Here is a 16891-nt window from a genome sequence, read left to right on the forward strand (position 1 = left end):
GTCTTTTTGTGTCTAAATTTCATCATTTGTTGATGTACTAAGGAACATGGATTAAATAAAATACAAAGCTTCATCCTGTCTCTAGCTTCCCTCTCCTTTATAAGGAGAGGGATTGAGGGTGAGGTAAACCAGGGACATAAATTGTATGTTATTTAATTCTTATTCCTAACCACCAAGGGTTGTGCTATGTGAATTAGACTCATGACTCCTCACACTCTAGCAATCTTATCTGATTTGTGAAATCCCCGACTTCTTTAAGAAGTTGGGGATTTCACTTTTTACGAATGATTTATATGCCTTTCTATATTTGCAGATATATATCAAGATAAACGCTCTGAAGACTTATCTATATAAACAAATATATTTCTTGTATAGCATAGTTTAAATATTAATTTATACCTTGTATTCTCTAACAAAAAGCTCGATGATTGATTGAGGAAGGACATAGTTATAGGTTAGTTAATAACAATGTCAATATAACTCATTATTTTTTCTGATTCATCCCAAGAAAATATCTGATATTCCTCTGAAATTTATTCATGTCGGAGTTTAAATAATCCAATGCTACAAGGATGGATTCAAATTGCGTTAACGCTACTAATTATAGTAGGAATCACTCCATTTTTTGGGCGCTACATGGCGCGTGTCTACTTAGAAGAAAGGACTTTTCTCGACCCAGTTTTAAATCCGGTTGAGCGACTGCTTTACGCCTTGGTTGGCGTTACAAGCAAAGAAAATATGACGGGCTGGCAGTATGGGCGGGCAATCGTCTACAGCAACGTAGTAATGGGGTTACTGCTTTTCTCGATCGTTACGAATCAGGGATGGTTGCCCCTCAATCCCACGGGAATAAATGCCCCAACTTGGGATACAACGCTGCATACTACTATTTCATTTATTACTAATACCAACCAGCAGCATTATTCTGGTGAAACCTATCTGAGCTATGCCAGTCAAATGTGGGGGCTGGGTTATCACATGTTCACCTCTGCTGGCACTGGTTTGGCGGTAGGAATTGCTTTTATTCGGGGATTGACTGGTAGATCGTTAGGCAACTTTTATGTAGACTTAATTCGCTCAATTACCCGAATTTTGCTGCCTATTTGTATTGTGGGCGGCATTGTGTTGATCGCTGCTGGTGTTCCCGAAACCCTGGCGGGTGTAGCTGTATTCCCTACCTTGGAAGATCCGAATATTAGTCAGGCGATCGCACGTGGCCCTGTTGCCCACTATGAGATTATCAAGCAATTAGGAGAAAACGGCGGTGGCTTTTTCGCCATCAACTCAGCACACCCCTTTGAAAATCCCAGCGCATTTACAAATTTAATTCAGATCGTGGCAATGCTTTCGATTCCCACGTCCCTGATCTATACATACGGTTTGTTTGCCAATAACACCAAACAAGCGTTGTTACTCTACGGCATGATCGGGGTAATTTTTCTAGGATTTCTGATTGTTACTGCCATTGGAGAATATAACGGCAATCCGGCTGTGAATGCACTGCTGGGTAGTCAGCAACCGAATCTAGAGGGTAAAGAAGTCCGGTTTGGTTGGGCACAATCTGCATTATTTGCCGTAAGTACAACTGGTACTATGTGCGGCGCAGTCAATAGTTTACACGACTCCTTTATGCCCGCCGGCGGTTTTATTTTTCTTTCTAATATGTTCCTGCAAATCATGTGGGGTGGACAGGGTACTGGAACAGCTTATTTGTTTGCCTATAGCATTTTGGCGGTCTTTGTAACAGGTTTGATGGTGGGACGCACGCCAGAATTTTTGGGACGCAAGATTGAAAAGCGTGAAGTTGTACTTGCTAGCTTCCTGATTTTGCTAGTTCACCCGATCGCTATTTTAATTCCGGGGGGAATCGCCTTAGCTTTTCCTGACCAATTGGCAGGGATTAGTAATCCTGGCTTCCACGGCTTTTCTCAGGTGATTTACGAATATGCCTCAGCTGCTGCAAACAACGGTTCTGGGTTTGAAGGTTTAGGAGATTCACAACCTTCACCGTTAGCGATCGCTACAGGTACAAAAACAACTGTAACCGCTTTGTGGTGGAACTTGAGTACCTGCTTTAGTTTACTCGCTGGACGCTATATCCCAATTTTAGGTTTGCTGTTATTAGCAGATAGTATGTCTCGCAAGCAAGCTGTTCCTTACACCACTGGGACACTGCGAACCGATACCGGACTATTTACAGGCGTTACCGCAGGCGTAATTTTAATCTTGGGCGCACTTACATTCTTCCCAGTGCTGGCATTAGGCCCCATCGCTGAAGCCTTTTTTATCGCCAAAGGTATTGGGTAGGGAGTGGGGAGGAAGCAGGGGGAGAAAGAACTAATACCCAATTCCCAATTCCCCATTCCCAATTACGAATTACGAATTACGAATTACGAATTAATTTAATGTATGCCAATTACTACTGATTCTCCTTCAACCCGTACTCCATCTGGAACTCGTGACTCACGCAGGCACACCCCCAAGTCAGATATGCGGGGACTTTATCAAAGAGCAATTCGTGAGTCATTTGTCAAGCTCGATCCTCGAATTACTGTCAAAAACCCAGTTATGTTTGTTGTTTGGGTGGGGACAATTGTCACCTTTTTAGTAACCCTTAACCCAAATCTGTTTGGCACAGTCCAAGCAGATATCAATCAACAACGTTTGTTGAACGGGTTGATTACCTTCATTCTCTTTTTTACACTGGTTTTTGCTAACTTTGCCGAAGCCGTAGCTGAAGGACGCGGTAAAGCACAAGCTGATTCACTGCGATCGACGCGATCGGATACGATCGCTAACAAAATCCTCCCTGATGGTTCTGTACAACAAGTCAATTCTACGGAACTGCGACGGGGCGATTTGGTTAAGGTGGTTGCAAATAATATGATTCCCGCCGATGGGGATGTGATTAAAGGCATCGGCTCAGTGGATGAGTCTGCAATCACTGGGGAATCTGCCCCGGTATTGAAGCAACCGGGTACAGATATTGCCAGTTCGGTTACAGGAGGTACACGCCTACTCTCAGATGAGTTGACAATTCGGATTAGTGCCGATCCTGGACAAGGCTTTATCGATCGCATGATTTCTCTGGTAGAAGGCGCACAACGTAGCAAGACTCCCAATGAGATTGCTTTGACGGTATTGTTGGCAGTGCTAACGCAGGTGTTCTTGATTGTAGTGGCAACTATGCCGCCATTTGTTAGCTACATCGCCAACTTTATCAGCACAGCCTTTGGCCCGGAAGCGGGAAACAGTTTACGTACTGGTGGTAGCGTTGCCATTCTCATCTCCCTACTGGTAGCTTTAATCCCTACAACTATCGGTGGTTTGCTCAGTGCGATCGGTATTGCCGGAATGGATAGGGTTGCCCAATTCAACGTCATTGCTACCTCCGGTCGAGCAGTAGAAGCCTGCGGTGACATCAATACCTTGGTGCTAGATAAGACAGGCACAATCACATTAGGTAATCGAATGGCTGATGAGTTTATTCCTCTGGATAATCACTCATTAGAAGAAGTGGCGCAAGTCTCCCTAGCTGCTAGCTTGTTTGACGAAACACCAGAAGGTAAGTCAATTGTAGTTTTAGCAGAAAAATCTCAGGCTGCGGTAGACTTCAATCTTGACAAAGCCGAAGGTGTGGAATTTTCTGCCAAAACCCGCATGAGTGGCACAAATCTACCTGATGGTAAACAAATCCGCAAAGGTGCAGTGGATGCCATTAAGGGATTTGTCCGTTCTCGTGGTGGTAACGTTCCTGATGATATAGACGCAGCTTATGAGCGAGTTTCTCGGTTAGGTGGTACACCATTAGCTGTTTGCCAAGATGACAAAATTTATGGTGTCATCTACCTGAAAGATATTGTGAAACCCGGTCTGCGGGAACGATTTGACCAACTGCGCCGCATGGGTGTTCGCACCGTCATGCTTACAGGTGACAACCGAATTACTGCTTCGGTAATTGCTGAAGAAGCTGGAGTGGATGATTTCATTGCCGAAGCGACTCCAGAAGACAAAATTGAGGTGATTCGCTCCGAACAATCTCAGGGTAAACTGGTGGCAATGACCGGGGATGGTACTAACGATGCACCTGCTTTGGCTCAAGCAAATGTCGGTGTGGCGATGAACTCTGGGACGCAAGCTGCCAAAGAAGCTGCTAACATGGTGGACTTGGACTCTGACCCCACGAAGCTAATTGACTTAGTAACCATAGGTAAACAACTGCTAATTACCCGTGGAGCCTTGACAACATTCTCCATCGCTAACGATATTGCCAAGTATTTTGCCATCATTCCGACTATCTTTGCGGCTGCTGGAATTGGCGCACTGAATATTATGGGATTAAAGAGTGCCCAATCTGCGATCGTCTCGGCGTTGATTTACAACGCCTTGATTATTCCGGCACTTATTCCGTTAGCACTCAAAGGGGTGAAATTCTTACCTTTAACAGCAGATCAACTACTACGCCGCAACATCTTCATCTATGGACTTGGTGGCATCGTTGCTCCCTTTATTGCTATCAAACTGATAGATATTATCTTACCTTTGTCTTAATTTACTATGAAACCTGTTCGTATCCGCCGCACTATCCTTGCATCACAAGTACTTGAAGAAATAACTGATATCTGGTGTCAATGGCGCAGACAAAAGCTGCCACTGTATTTGTTCCTGGCGATGTGTTTCAACCTAGTGGTTGCACCTCTAGTCTATGCAGCTACAGGTGAAGAACTTACCCGCAGTCAATCTTGGGGATTAGGACTGTTAGGAATGGTGACGCTAGGGCTTTCCATCTATTTATTTTTTGTAATGTTTGTACCGGAGAAATTCTAATGAGTTTTGCACGTGAAGCTAGTAGAGCAGTTCGTTCTACCTTGGTACTCTGGGTAATTGGTGCGATTATTTATCCTTTTGCGATGATTGCTATTGGGCAGATTGCCTTTCCGTTTCAAGCCAACGGCAGTTTACTGAAAAATAGCGCCGGTCAAGTTGTGGGTTCTGCTTTGATTGGTCAACCCTTTACTAGCGATCGCTATTTTAACAGTCGTCCCAGTACCACGAGCTACAGTACAGCCGATCCCAAAAAAGATGATGCCGGAGTTTTGAAAACTGGGGTTTCCGGCGCTAGTAACTTGGCTCCCAGTAATCCCGCATTGCTGGAACGCATCAAAGGTAAAGATGATCCAGACCCCAGCAAAAAAATTGAAGGCGATTTGACTCGTCTGAAAACCGCAGGAGTGCAGCCCACTGGCGATTTAGTCTATACCTCTGGTTCCAGCCTTGACCCTCATATTACTCCCGAAGCTGCGATCGCGCAAATTGCACGAGTAGCCAAAACGCGAGGATTTCAGCCGAACCAACTAGAAACTTTGATTGCTCAAAACACCGATGGTCGCTTTCTCGGCATCTTTGGCGAACCTGGAGTGAATGTGTTGAAGCTGAATTTAGCTCTGGATCGGATTAATGGAAAATAGTAGAGACGCGAAATTGGGCTTCGCTACGCTAACGCCTCTCTACTTTGTGGAATATATTATCTAAGCCTTTAATACCCGATTTCTTTCAGGAGTCGGGTATTTCTTTGTTCGCAAATGATTAAGTCTGACTATATCTCTAAATATATGCCTATTTAGCTAATCAGTAAACATATATTTTACTTTTCTAATCCATTTTGTATATCTGTAAAATATATCTTTAAAAAAATATTTCTTGTATGAAATAATGCACAATAATATTAAAGCTAAAAAAATATTTTGTGTTCAAAAACAACAGAAGTTTAGAGCCAAGCTTGTTTGGTGTTTTAATCCAAACTAATAGTGTTTATCTCGGCATTCATTTAACTGAAATTCAATTACCCGATCGATGCGCTTTTCTAGGAATTTTAAGAGATAATCAAGTCTTTTCAGCAACAGAGAACCCTTCTATTTTCGCTGGAGACTACATTTTAGCAATAGCAACCCATCCGATGATGATTCCCGCTCTCAAAGTCACTCTTAAGAAAATTCATTCTGTTTACTATTCTCTTAACAGTTGCCTACTGGAAGCTCGACCAACAGTCAGCCAAGCGATTAATTCAGATGATTCAGATGTACCAAACAACTTCAATTCCATATATTTATTAGATAAATGAACATTTCCTTTTTCTCCGATCGTGCATCTGACCCAAAGATGATTAAAGATTTAGGTGCTAACATTACAACTTTTGTTTGTATCCTTCTCTAACGAGACGCTGCGTATAGCTTGATTCCCCGCAGGGGTATGCGGTTCATTTTTTATCCTCCGGGGTAAGTCAAAATTCCGTATGTAAATTAAACTTGCACATTTGGGATGCTCCCGTTTAATTTAGATTACCTTGACTGAATCTGAGTCAAATAACTAAAGATTTTTAACATGCATAGTTTGGGGCTTTTTCAACTTTATGTATCCGCCCAAAGAAGTGTTCATCAATCTACCCTGGTTGAAGCAAACCTGGCAAATACAACACATCATGACACCAAACCGCAGGGCGGAGATATACCTTTTGTAGCAGTGTTTTTAGCTCACATTTCCTTCATGATTGTTTGGGGAATTGTCGTTTATCTCGTTTCGTCTGTCTGCAAAGCACTAGAAGATCCTCCAGAAAATGTGGCGCAAGATAAAAACGAAATAGTAAGCATTAAACATGTACAACAACATCCCTGTAGAAGCTGCAAATTTTTTCATAAAAACTCTTATCTAAAGTGTGCAGTAAACCCTGCCAATGCTCTAACTAAAGAAGCGCTCAATTGCTCTGACTACAGTCCTAAATAAGTGAGTCTATTTTCCCATTTTGATTTTATTTTCTGTTGCTGAAGCCTTTCAAATCGCCATAAAAAAATAAGTTTTAATTCCTCATTTTTAGATTGGAGTTGGTATTTATGAATCTCTTGTTACGACCTTTGATTGCGATGGCATTTTTCCTTACTCCCTCTTTAGTTACCCAAGGCAATAATTTGCTTCTAAATCATGTAATTCAACAGCTTCAAGAAACCAGAAAATGTTTTGGCTGTAATTTATCGGGAGTTAACTTTTCCGGGGCAAACTTACAAAGAATCGACTTGCGATCGGCAAATCTTCAGGGAGCTAACCTCAAAAATGCTAATCTCCGGTATGCAAATTTAGAGTGGGCAGATATTCGGAATGCAAATCTGCAAGGAGCCGATCTAACTGGAGCGATTCTCAAAAATACATTGCTAGCTGATGCTGATTTACAAAAGGCAAATTTGGAAGCGTCTAACTTAGAAGGAACGGATTTTAGAAATGCTAATCTTAGCCACGCTAATTTAATCAAAGCTTCAAAAAACAACGATATTCAGGGTCGCAATTCTATTACTCTCTGTGAAACAGTATTGCCAAACGGAATGATATTAAGTCGCTGCGAGCGGCAACCTAATATCTGAAAAATCAGGTTCGATCTATTGTGACTACTGAATTGTTAGATTCTCTCCAACTTTTAGAGCAACATCACCGTTAATCGGTATTGGTAGCGAGTAAATTAATGGCACAACCAAATTATCAAGATAAAAATAGCTTTTTCTACCCTCGAAGTCGCTATTACGGTCAAATTAAGCCAGAGAACCTAGTATTTAATGCCAACCTCCAAGAATTTGCTCAAAGAGTTGGTTATATCACTAATTTAGAGACTGCTGGAAAACTATCTCCAGAAGAAGCTTTCTGTCAACTGGAAGCACTCTGGAAACAGTTAGTAAATAGTAAAATTAAGCTGGAAATCAGTAGTGATATATCAGTTTAATTTAGTTGGACGATCGTGATGCAGTGATTAGTAATCTGAGAACGTTTAAACATAGTTTGACAAGTACAAACTTCATTTGAGAACCCTAAACATATTTTATGAAATCAAAAGAGACGATATTTGTTATTCCGACTCATCGATTGAGAGATGTAGCACAGACCATCGAAAAGTATGATGAGAATTTCCGGGCAAATGGTCATGCTGTAAAAATTATCGTTTTTGATGATTCCAGCATTGCCAACCACGAGAAATATTACCCACTTTTAGAGCAGACGAAGACAGTCAATGATGTGTATTATGTCGGCCCTCAGCAGAAAGAAGAATTTATTACATTTTTAAATGAAAGACTGCGCGATCGCAAGCTAGAATCACTCGTCAAAAACTTATTCCGACCTAGTTACGGAGGAAATCGCAACTTCACGCTAATGTATACCCTTGGTCATTTAATGGTCAGTGCAGATGACGATATGCGACCAGATGCATTAATTGAAACTAGCCCAGAATCTTTAACAGGCGATGAAATATGTCGAGGAAAATTAATCAAGTCCACCCAACAAGGCGGCTATGTCCATAAATCTTTTGACTTACTCACGGCTTTTAGTGATGTTCTAGGTAAGAGAGCCAACCAAGTACCAGAAAACTTCGAGGCTGGAGAATTGGTTGTTGATACAGCAATGGATTTAGAAACCAACACAACTAAAGGCTACTTTCGAGAAAACAGCCTGGTCTTACAACAAGGAACAGTCTTGAATAATGCCATCGTCAAAATTGCCCAAACGTTTCGCACAGGAACTAATGATATCGATACACTTGATTTTATTCACATGTATCTCAATGATGAAAATCAAATCAGTCCCAATGACCTGAATGATTTTTATATTCTGACTAATTTTCGACCTGTCATTACTAACAAAAACTGGAGAATGGATTGTGGAGTTGCTGGATATGATAATCAGCTAGGTTTACCACCATTTTTTCCCACGCGGCTTAGGTTTGAAGACTATATCTACAGAATTTGGATACAGCAAGAGGGTATTGCAGCTGCACATGTTGATGCTGTCCAAAATCATATTAGAAATAACTATATGCGTAATCCTCTCGCTAGCGAACTCTTTAATGAGGAAATATGTAGTCTGCTGAAAAAGAAGATTAAGAGCAGTGTTTATCATCTTGATGACCTGGGAATCAAGTTTGATTACTCTGGCGAGGTTACATTGCAAGACTCTGAGGAAATCTTGGAAAAAATCTCTGCTATCCATACTCAGGTAGTTAAAGCCTCAATGTCTGCTCAGAATGAAGAACGTAAGCAGTCACTTCAATTGTTTGCTGAGAACTTATCGAGAGTATTTTATGGGTTTGAACCCGACTTTTTTCAGCAAAACGTTTCCAGAATTATCGATGATGTCATTAGCCAATTTCACGGTTCTCTAGAAATATGGCCAACTCTAGTTGAAATCTGTTACTTCTACAAAGATAAAAAGGATTTACCGCAAATTAGAGTTAAGAATAAGAAGCTAAAGTCCAGAAATAGCGCAAAATTGAGCGAATTTTAACCATAAGCTCTTAATCTCGCCAACAAAGCATCAGCAAGACTTTACGATTCTTCATCTGTAAAGTCTTGCGCTCCACACAGCAGTTTGCTTTTTAAGTGAGGTACAAAACGCAGGACTCAAAATCAGATATAAAGAGTTGTCTCCTGCAAGAACTGCCTCCAAGTAGTTCATGCAAAAAAAAACTGTTGTATCTTTCATGCAATCTGATAAGATTTTCAACAAGTAGAGTAACTGCCTGTTCTCTTTTTCTTGAACCCACCGATCTCGGTTCTTTTTTAGGAAAGGAAAATAAAAAAATGTCTCATTTATTGTGGAAAACTCTGGCACTAAGTCCAGTAGTTTTGGGAGTGACGGTGTTGGTTTCCGCTAGAGTTATGGCTGCTGAAGTAGCAGACTCTTCTGAAGATATAAAGGCAAAAGCTGTTCAGACAGAAGCACCAATAGCTTCTAATGCTTCAATATTTATTCAAACAGAGCAACCAAAAGTTAATCAGCAATTAGTTGCCCAAAAGACTGATAACAATCAGGTTTTAGAAGAGATTAACCGCTACAGCAGTGAAAGCAAGAATCAGAATTCGCTGTCTCAAGTCACATCAGTTTCTCAGTTTTCTGATGTACAGCCGACTGACTGGGCGTTCCAAGCTTTGCAATCCCTGGTTGAACGCTACGGTTGTATTGCTGGATACCCAAATTCCACTTATCGAGGCAACCGGGCATTGACTCGTTATGAATTTGCCGCAGGTTTGAATGCTTGTTTAGATCGGGTTAATGAACTGATTGCCACTGCAACTGCTGACTTGGTGACAAAACAGGATTTGGCAACCCTCCAGCGTCTGCAAGAGGAATTCTCGGCAGAACTAGCAACTCTGCGTGGTCGAGTAGATGCCGTAGAAGCACGGACAGCTGAACTGGAAGCACATCAGTTTTCTACTACCACAAAATTGGTGGGTGAAGCAATTTTTGCCGTCACAGATAACTTTGGCAGCAACGACAACAACAACACTGTTTTCCAAGACAGGGTGCGCTTAGATTTGCAAACCAGCTTTACAGGTAAAGATACCTTGCATACTAGGCTTGCAACTGGTAATGCAGTTGGATTGGCTTTACCAGGTGGCACATTTGAAGGGACTCAAACCTTTAACCTATCCCCTTCTACCAACAACAGTGTTTTTATAGACTGGTTGTCCTATTACTTCCCTCTTGGCAACTCCCAAGTTTACGTAGCTGCTACTGGAGGTATTCACAGCGATTACGTTCCTACCGTCAACCCATATTTTGAGGATTATGATGGCGGTAACGGTGCTTTGTCTACTTTTGCCTCCGAAAGCCCAATCTATCGGATTGGTGGCGGTGCGGGTGCCGGTGTTAACTTAGCCTTTGGTAAAGGTGGCGGTGGCTTTCAACCTTCATTAACCCTTGGCTACTTGGCATCTCAAGCGAATAACCCTGGTATAAATACGGGTTTATTAGAGGGTAACTATGCTGCTTTAGGACAGTTGAACTTAAAAGTAGGCGATCGCTTCACCTTAGCTGCTACCTACGTCCACGGTTATCATAATGGTGGTACTGTTTTATTCGATGCAGGCTCTGCGAGTACAACAACTGGTGTAGTCGGTACTGCACAAGCTAACTTTGTCGGTGCTGGCAATCCATATATCAGTAATTCCTACGGCCTTGAGGCTGCTTTCAAACCGAGTGACAAACTCTCGATTAGTGGCTTTGCAGTTTACAGCGACATCACAGGACTTGGTGCTAATGATAATGGTCAAGTTTGGAGTTATGGAGCCGGGTTAGCTCTGCCAGACTTCGGTAAGAAGGGCAACGTTTTAGGACTTTTCGCAGGTGTTGAACCTTATGTTGGAGGTAATGCTGGTGATAAGCCTTACCACTTTGAAGGTTTCTATAAGTATCGCGTAACCGATAACATCTCGATCACCCCTGGGGTAATTTGGTTAACAAATCCTGGTCAAATTGCTGGCAACAATGATGATGCAATCATTGGGACGCTGAGAACAACTTTCAACTTCTAAAGGTTTATAGCAATTGGCAGTAGGGGCATAGATGTCACTGGTGTCATATTAAAGCTAAAACCACTTTAAAACTTCGTTTCCAGCCCCTGGAAACGAAGTTTTAAACTAGTGCCACGAATAAAGAAAGTGGAGCCTCAATTAGATATTGAGTTAAAGGTTGAAAGGATGACATGCTAATAACTGTTGACGTTGCCCTTCTGACCGTTACTAACCATCCCTAAGACATTCATCCGAGAAAATTTTAGATGATCTAAAGTTCGCTGGATCGTTGACGAGTCTGTTTTGTCCATCTTTACTACTAGCAATATGCCATCAGTATGTGGTGCTAGCAGGTTAGTATCAGCTAGCCCCAAAATCGGGGGAGAGTCATAAATCACCAAATCAAAAGCGTTATGGAAATCTATCATTAGTCGCTTCATCTTTTCAGACGAGAGCAGCTTTGTGGGATCGGGTGGTATTGGCCCAGAAGTTATTACAGATAATTGATTCATTGAAGGTAGTTGCCGGATTACCTCACTCATTGGTAGGTTTGTCAAGATTAAATTGCTTAATCCCCATAAGTTATTTAAACCTGATAAGGTGTGAATCTTAGGTTGGCGTAAATCAGCATCTACAATTAGTACTCTTTGTCCCATACCTGTAGCTACCTGAGCTAAATGAAAAGCAATAGTAGACTTACCATCACCAGGCATGGCTGAACTAATAATTATGGAAGCAATGGGGCGATCGGAACTGAGGAATTGGACATTTGTATAAAGTACCCGCAAAGCTTCTAGAAATTTTGTTGCATAGTTGCTATGCTCTCGATCGGCTAAAACAGCTAACCCAGGAATGCCTTGAAGAATAGGAGTTGGTATTCTGATTATGGGAAATTTTCGTGTGGGGATATGGTCTTGAGTATTTTCGACTTGCTTTTCAAATGGAATATTTCCCAACAACGGCAGTTTGACCTTCTCTTTCAGTGCCTGAACGCTATGGTAGGTATTATCAAGCTTTTCCAGTAGTAGGGCAACACCGATTCCTAAAGCTAGACTAGCAATCAATCCTGGGATTAAATAACGTTTGATGCTCGAATCAGAGATAGGAAATTGCGGCTTACTTGGTGCCTCAAGTAACTGCCAACCAAGTTCTGTCTGAGATATCTGAATTTGGAGATTTTCACGAGTAGAAAGAAAACGATTCAGACTCTCGGTCGCCACCTGTAATTTTCGCTGTAATTCAGTATATTGCCGTGCCAAGATTGGCCATTGTTTGCGCTGTAGTTCAATTTTCCGTTCTACTTTAGCAAGCTCTTGGCTTTGCACTTCTAAAGCTTGAAGTTGAGTCGTTACTGCTGCAATTTTTGTACCTAAAAAGCGTTGCTCTTCGTTTTTTAGCAAGGGTACCAAACTTGCCCGTTTCTGTTTCAATGTTTGCATAGCTGGGTTATTATCTTGCAAACGAGTTGACTCTGTAGCAATTTTAAGGTCTAGTTGCTGTACTTGACCCAATAACTGCTGATACAAAGTAGCATCATTAAGAACTGCCAGCTTGCCATTATTCTGTTGCAAAAAAGATAGATTGGCACGAGCTTCAGCTATTTTTTGATTGATTAATTGTCGTTGCTCAGACAAGTTAGTGACTTGACTAACAACTTGGCCAGATTGGGCTTCTGGGTCAACAAAGTCGTACTTTTGCCGGAACGTTTGCAGTTCTTTCTGAATCTGATCGACTCGATTTTGGATGAATGGGAGTTGTTGCTCAACGAACTTAATCCCTTGACGTAAGTTGGTTTGTCGCTTTTGCCGACTGTAATCTATATAATCCTTAGAAATTTGGTTGAGTACAACTTGAATCTGATTTGGATCGTGGCTTCGATAACGAACTTCTATAATCTTGGTTTCAGCAAACCGAGAAATCGTCATGTTTGCGATCAGCGAATTATAGCTAATATCTGAATACTTAGCTTCCAATTGCTTCACAATCTTTCCCATCAATTCAGGACTTTTGAGAACCTGAATTTGACTTTCATAATCTAGACCAGACTTGCTTACATTAGGGTCTTTGACAATATCCACTACTTTAGTGTCATCATTTACAGGTTCCACTAACAGACGAAAATTGCCTTCATATACTGGTAGCTCCCGGTTTAGTATCAAGCTAACAAAAACAACTGTCGTGAGAGTAATAGTTACCCCTGCGATCGTTAGCGCTCGTCGCCGTACAACACTCAGAAATTGAGGAAAACTCCAATCACTCTCTTCCCCTTCAGACATCGGAAATGGTTGAGGCTGATGAATAAATGGCGGTACAGAGCTACTATTCTGGTTATAACTTGGGGATTTAGAAGAATGATTCTCCATCTATGTTAATAATATAATACGTATTAATTAAGCTACAAAAAAGGTGTATGCCAGTTTTAGTAATCTACGTAAGCCAGCAACTCCACAGAGGTTTCTTATTAGCCCCCAGTTAGAGTTGCAAGCTTCTTGGTGCAACAGGTCATCAATGGGAGGTGAGAATCAAAATTCTGATAATTTGTGGATATCGATTCATCTCTCAGATTAATTCTAACTCTCTGTTATACTTAAGTACACTTAGTTGTAACTCTTAAAGTTGTAGACTTTTTTGTTTTTTTCCGATTCTAGCTGATTAAACAACGATAATAACATCTTTGTTTTAAAGTATACATTTATTTAGTTCCATGTCATAGCTTAAGTTAAGCTTAACCTCTAATCGCATCAAAGTATGATTTGGATAAAGCGGGTGAGAAATTTATTAATATCAATCTAATAACACTGCAAAAATGACCAACTAGACTTAATAAATGTACAAATCTTCAGACATAAAAATTCATGTACAAAACGAGTTTCAGGGATTAAAGATTGACAAATTATACAAAAAATGCAGTCCTAAAAACCAGAAAACATAGGCGATCGCTATGCCAACATCCTCTCTGCGAGACGCTCCGCTAATCACAGAGGGACTGGAAATACGGATAATTTACGTCATCTCAGATTCAAGATTCAGATAATTTAACGCATAAGTCCTAAGTAACTCTTTTATGAAGCTTCTGTTTATGATATTATCAGGAGATGAATTTTTGATGAAATGTAGGAGTAAATTTCAAACATCCTTTTCTCATGGTATTCTGGTAAGTAATTACATATAAAATCGATATTGAATATAGTACTGCATTCAATAGTATATGTAATAAATCTTGCTTAGACAAATTTAAAATTAAGTAAATGAAAACATCAGAAATTCAATGGTCATAAGCTCCCGATTACTTAGCAGACATAAGTTTATAGTAGCTTTTGGTTTGTTTTAGGTAAGTAGAAAGGAGAATTTATTATAAGCCTGTAAAAAAGCACTATTGTGTAGGGTAATCTACATCTATATGATTACCGCAAGCGTTTAGACTGATTGCTTCTTGTTGTGTTCCCATCTCCCAAAATATCGCGTATACAAACTCAAATGAGTATAAATTATTGAGCGCTTTAATTCGCAGATATATCTGTGAATTAAAGTGTGGTTTATGTATACCAATAAATTAATCCTAATCACTTTGCCTGAAGCAAATTGAAAAAATTTGTTAATTCAGGAAAGTAAATGTGTGCAATTATTAATGGCTTGAGCGGTTCAGTAGTATCTTTAACAAGATTTCTACAGCAGGGCATAACATGAGACTTAATGAATGGATTAATCAAAAACTTTTACAATCCATTGCTACCCGATTAGATGTTAAAAATGACTATTCTCTAAAAACTCAGCAATCCATCAAATTGTCTGTAATCACCCAGTTTTTCCCACCAGACTATGCTCCTACAGGACAATTGATTGAGGAACTGGTGAAACAGTTAGGGCAGCAAGGAGTGGATATTGAGGTTTTTACGAGTCAGCCAGGATATGCGTTTGACTCTCAAACTACTGCTTTAGCAGTTGAACGTGTGGGTGGAATCCGAATTCAGCGATCGCGCACAGCCCAACTTTGGCCGGGGCGAATTCGTGGCAAAGCTGTGAATGGTGTCTTATACACCTTGCGGGCTGTACTATATATGCTCCGAGCTTGGCGACGCAGCAACGTATTATTAGTAACTACAGCCCCACCATTTTTACCAATCATCGGATATCTGGCTTATCTGGTGTTCCGACTTCCCTATGTTTGCATTCTCTACGATCTTTATCCCGATATTGCGATCGCGCTGGGAGTAGTCTCAAAGGATAACTGGCTGGCTCGGTTATGGCGTGCCATTAACAAACAGATTTGGCTAAATGCTAAAGGGATTGTGGTTCTTAGTCCAGCCATGAAACAGCAAGTGCTAGCAAATTGCCCGCAAGTAGCCGATAAGATTTCGGTAATTCACAGTTGGGCGAACCCGGAATTGATTGTGCCAATTGCCAAGCAAGAAAACTGGTTTGCCTTGAAGCATAATTTAGTCAACAAATTTACCGTCCTCTACTCCGGGAATATGGGGCGCTGCCATGATATGGCAACTATGCTGCAAGCAGCCCAGCTACTTCTAGATGAGCCAGTTCATTTTGTCTGCATTGGTGGTGGAGCGAAAAAGGATGAATTGATTCAAGAAGTGAATCAATTAGGACTCTTGAATTTTACCTTTCTGCCATATCAAGACAAGCAGGTGCTGCCCTATTCTTTAACGGCTTGCGATCTATCACTAGTGAGTGTAGATGCATCAACCGAGAGTTTAGTCGTTCCTAGCAAGCTTTACTCAGCTTTAGCATCTGGAAGACCGATAGCGGTGATTTGTTCGCAGTATTCATACCTGAGACAACTAATTGCCGAAGCCAATTGTGGTAGCACCTTTGACAATGGAGACAGTCATGCTCTAGCTCAATTTATTCGCTTACTCAGTCGCGATCGGCAATTAGGAGAGCGGATGGGCAAGGCAGGTCGTCAGTATTTGCGATCGCACTTCACACCTAAGATTATCTCTCAACAATACCTTGATGTTTTGCAACGAGCGGTATTACCTGATGGTGTGATATCTATGTCTCAAAGTCATACAAAATAGTTCTTTGAGAAATAATTAGCACAGATTTGTGTAGGTTCCAAAGATTTTTAGCCTCATAACCAATTCTCGAAAATACAGCTACCAATCATTCTCCTTTGCCCCTTCCTCTGGCCTCTGCTACCAGTGAAATGGTATTAGCCAGTTCAGCCGATAGAAAATGGGGTATTTAGAGGAAGTATTTGCCATCATCTCTTGAGTTTGGCGGTACTTTCTCGGTATTGGAGTATAGGCACAATAGACTGTTTTACCAGGGAGATGTACCTTTTTATTGAAGCTAGATTAAAGCCTTGCTTGAATAAAAACTATTAAATATTTTTTAACAAAAATTTAGCTTTTGGAGGGGTTTATTAATGCGTAATTGAAGTGGAAAACGATTCTCACAATGAATTGAGAATAATAGCTAGTAGTTAGGCTGATAGATGATAAGTCGCTTGTGAGTCTTACTTTTTTTCATGCATAAACTTCTAAAAACGATGCTGAAAATAGTTTTGTGTTCCGATTGTGATGAGTTTGATTAAGATCGTATAAATT

The 16891-nt window shown here is 40.8% G+C and carries 12 protein-coding genes; 11 read left to right on the forward strand and 1 reads right to left on the reverse strand.

All coding sequences use genetic code 11. From position 1 onward, the window contains the following. Nucleotides 1-561 precede the first annotated feature (561 nt). The 10 genes from kdpA (at nt 562) to CDG77_RS02325 (ending at nt 11345) form a co-directional block, all read left to right on the forward strand. Nucleotides 562-2307 (forward strand): potassium-transporting ATPase subunit KdpA, encoded by a 1746-nt coding sequence (gene kdpA / locus CDG77_RS02280; RefSeq protein ID WP_094327683.1) that lies wholly within the window; start codon nt 562-564, stop codon nt 2305-2307. A 102-nt stretch (nt 2308-2409) separates the two neighbouring features. Further along, nucleotides 2410-4551: a potassium-transporting ATPase subunit KdpB gene (gene kdpB, locus CDG77_RS02285; protein WP_190233891.1), complete on the forward strand. Its 2142-nt coding sequence runs from the start codon at nt 2410-2412 to the stop codon at nt 4549-4551. A 6-nt stretch (nt 4552-4557) separates the two neighbouring features. Continuing rightward, nucleotides 4558-4827: a potassium-transporting ATPase subunit F gene (locus CDG77_RS02290; protein WP_094327684.1), complete on the forward strand. Its 270-nt coding sequence runs from the start codon at nt 4558-4560 to the stop codon at nt 4825-4827. Then, the gene (gene kdpC, locus CDG77_RS02295) at nt 4827-5468 is read left to right on the forward strand and encodes a K(+)-transporting ATPase subunit C (RefSeq protein ID WP_094327685.1); all 642 of its coding nucleotides are present in this window, start codon (nt 4827-4829) and stop codon (nt 5466-5468) included. The genes CDG77_RS02290 and kdpC overlap by 1 nt, the downstream gene beginning before the upstream one ends. A gap of 278 nt (nt 5469-5746) precedes the next feature. Then, nucleotides 5747-6121 carry a TrkA C-terminal domain-containing protein gene (locus CDG77_RS02300; protein WP_223269694.1) on the forward strand — a complete coding sequence of 125 codons (375 nt, stop codon included), beginning with the start codon at nt 5747-5749 and terminating at the stop codon, nt 6119-6121. Nucleotides 6122-6381: 260 nt separating this feature from the next. After that, entirely contained in the window at nt 6382-6780 is a 399-nt protein-coding gene (locus tag CDG77_RS02305; RefSeq protein ID WP_094327686.1) for a hypothetical protein, read from the forward strand. A gap of 107 nt (nt 6781-6887) precedes the next feature. Then, complete coding sequence (locus CDG77_RS02310; RefSeq protein ID WP_094327687.1) at nt 6888-7409, forward strand: pentapeptide repeat-containing protein; 522 nt, start codon at nt 6888-6890, stop codon at nt 7407-7409. Between the two features lie 98 nt (nt 7410-7507). Then, entirely contained in the window at nt 7508-7762 is a 255-nt protein-coding gene (locus CDG77_RS02315) for a DUF7219 family protein (RefSeq protein WP_094327688.1), read from the forward strand. A 98-nt stretch (nt 7763-7860) separates the two neighbouring features. Beyond that, nucleotides 7861-9315, forward strand: a complete 1455-nt coding sequence (locus CDG77_RS02320) for a hypothetical protein (RefSeq protein ID WP_094327689.1) — start codon at nt 7861-7863, stop codon at nt 9313-9315. A gap of 296 nt (nt 9316-9611) precedes the next feature. After that, nucleotides 9612-11345 (forward strand): iron uptake porin, encoded by a 1734-nt coding sequence (locus CDG77_RS02325; RefSeq protein WP_094327690.1) that lies wholly within the window; start codon nt 9612-9614, stop codon nt 11343-11345. A gap of 173 nt (nt 11346-11518) precedes the next feature. On the opposite strand, the gene CDG77_RS02330 is transcribed toward CDG77_RS02325, so the two are convergent. Then, entirely contained in the window at nt 11519-13687 is a 2169-nt protein-coding gene (locus CDG77_RS02330) for a GumC family protein (protein WP_094327691.1), read from the reverse strand. 1320 nt (nt 13688-15007) lie between these two features. Here CDG77_RS02330 and CDG77_RS02335 point away from each other — a divergent pair. Continuing rightward, entirely contained in the window at nt 15008-16360 is a 1353-nt protein-coding gene (locus tag CDG77_RS02335; RefSeq protein WP_094327692.1) for a glycosyltransferase family 4 protein, read from the forward strand. Nucleotides 16361-16891: the final 531 nt, after the last annotated feature.

It is taken from the genome of Nostoc sp. 'Peltigera membranacea cyanobiont' 213 (genome assembly GCF_002245975.1).
Classification (GTDB): domain Bacteria; phylum Cyanobacteriota; class Cyanobacteriia; order Cyanobacteriales; family Nostocaceae; genus Nostoc.

Coding starts and splice junctions, on each gene's coding strand:
- kdpA (WP_094327683.1), top strand. CDS start 562: ATGCTACAAGGATGGATTCAAATTGCGTTAACGCTACTAATTATAGTA.
- kdpB (WP_190233891.1), top strand. CDS start 2,410: ATGCCAATTACTACTGATTCTCCTTCAACCCGTACTCCATCTGGAACT.
- CDG77_RS02290 (WP_094327684.1), top strand. CDS start 4,558: ATGAAACCTGTTCGTATCCGCCGCACTATCCTTGCATCACAAGTACTT.
- kdpC (WP_094327685.1), top strand. CDS start 4,827: ATGAGTTTTGCACGTGAAGCTAGTAGAGCAGTTCGTTCTACCTTGGTA.
- CDG77_RS02305 (WP_094327686.1), top strand. CDS start 6,382: ATGCATAGTTTGGGGCTTTTTCAACTTTATGTATCCGCCCAAAGAAGT.
- CDG77_RS02310 (WP_094327687.1), top strand. CDS start 6,888: ATGAATCTCTTGTTACGACCTTTGATTGCGATGGCATTTTTCCTTACT.
- CDG77_RS02315 (WP_094327688.1), top strand. CDS start 7,508: ATGGCACAACCAAATTATCAAGATAAAAATAGCTTTTTCTACCCTCGA.
- CDG77_RS02320 (WP_094327689.1), top strand. CDS start 7,861: ATGAAATCAAAAGAGACGATATTTGTTATTCCGACTCATCGATTGAGA.
- CDG77_RS02325 (WP_094327690.1), top strand. CDS start 9,612: ATGTCTCATTTATTGTGGAAAACTCTGGCACTAAGTCCAGTAGTTTTG.
- CDG77_RS02330 (WP_094327691.1), bottom strand. CDS start 13,687: ATGGAGAATCATTCTTCTAAATCCCCAAGTTATAACCAGAATAGTAGC.
- CDG77_RS02335 (WP_094327692.1), top strand. CDS start 15,008: ATGAGACTTAATGAATGGATTAATCAAAAACTTTTACAATCCATTGCT.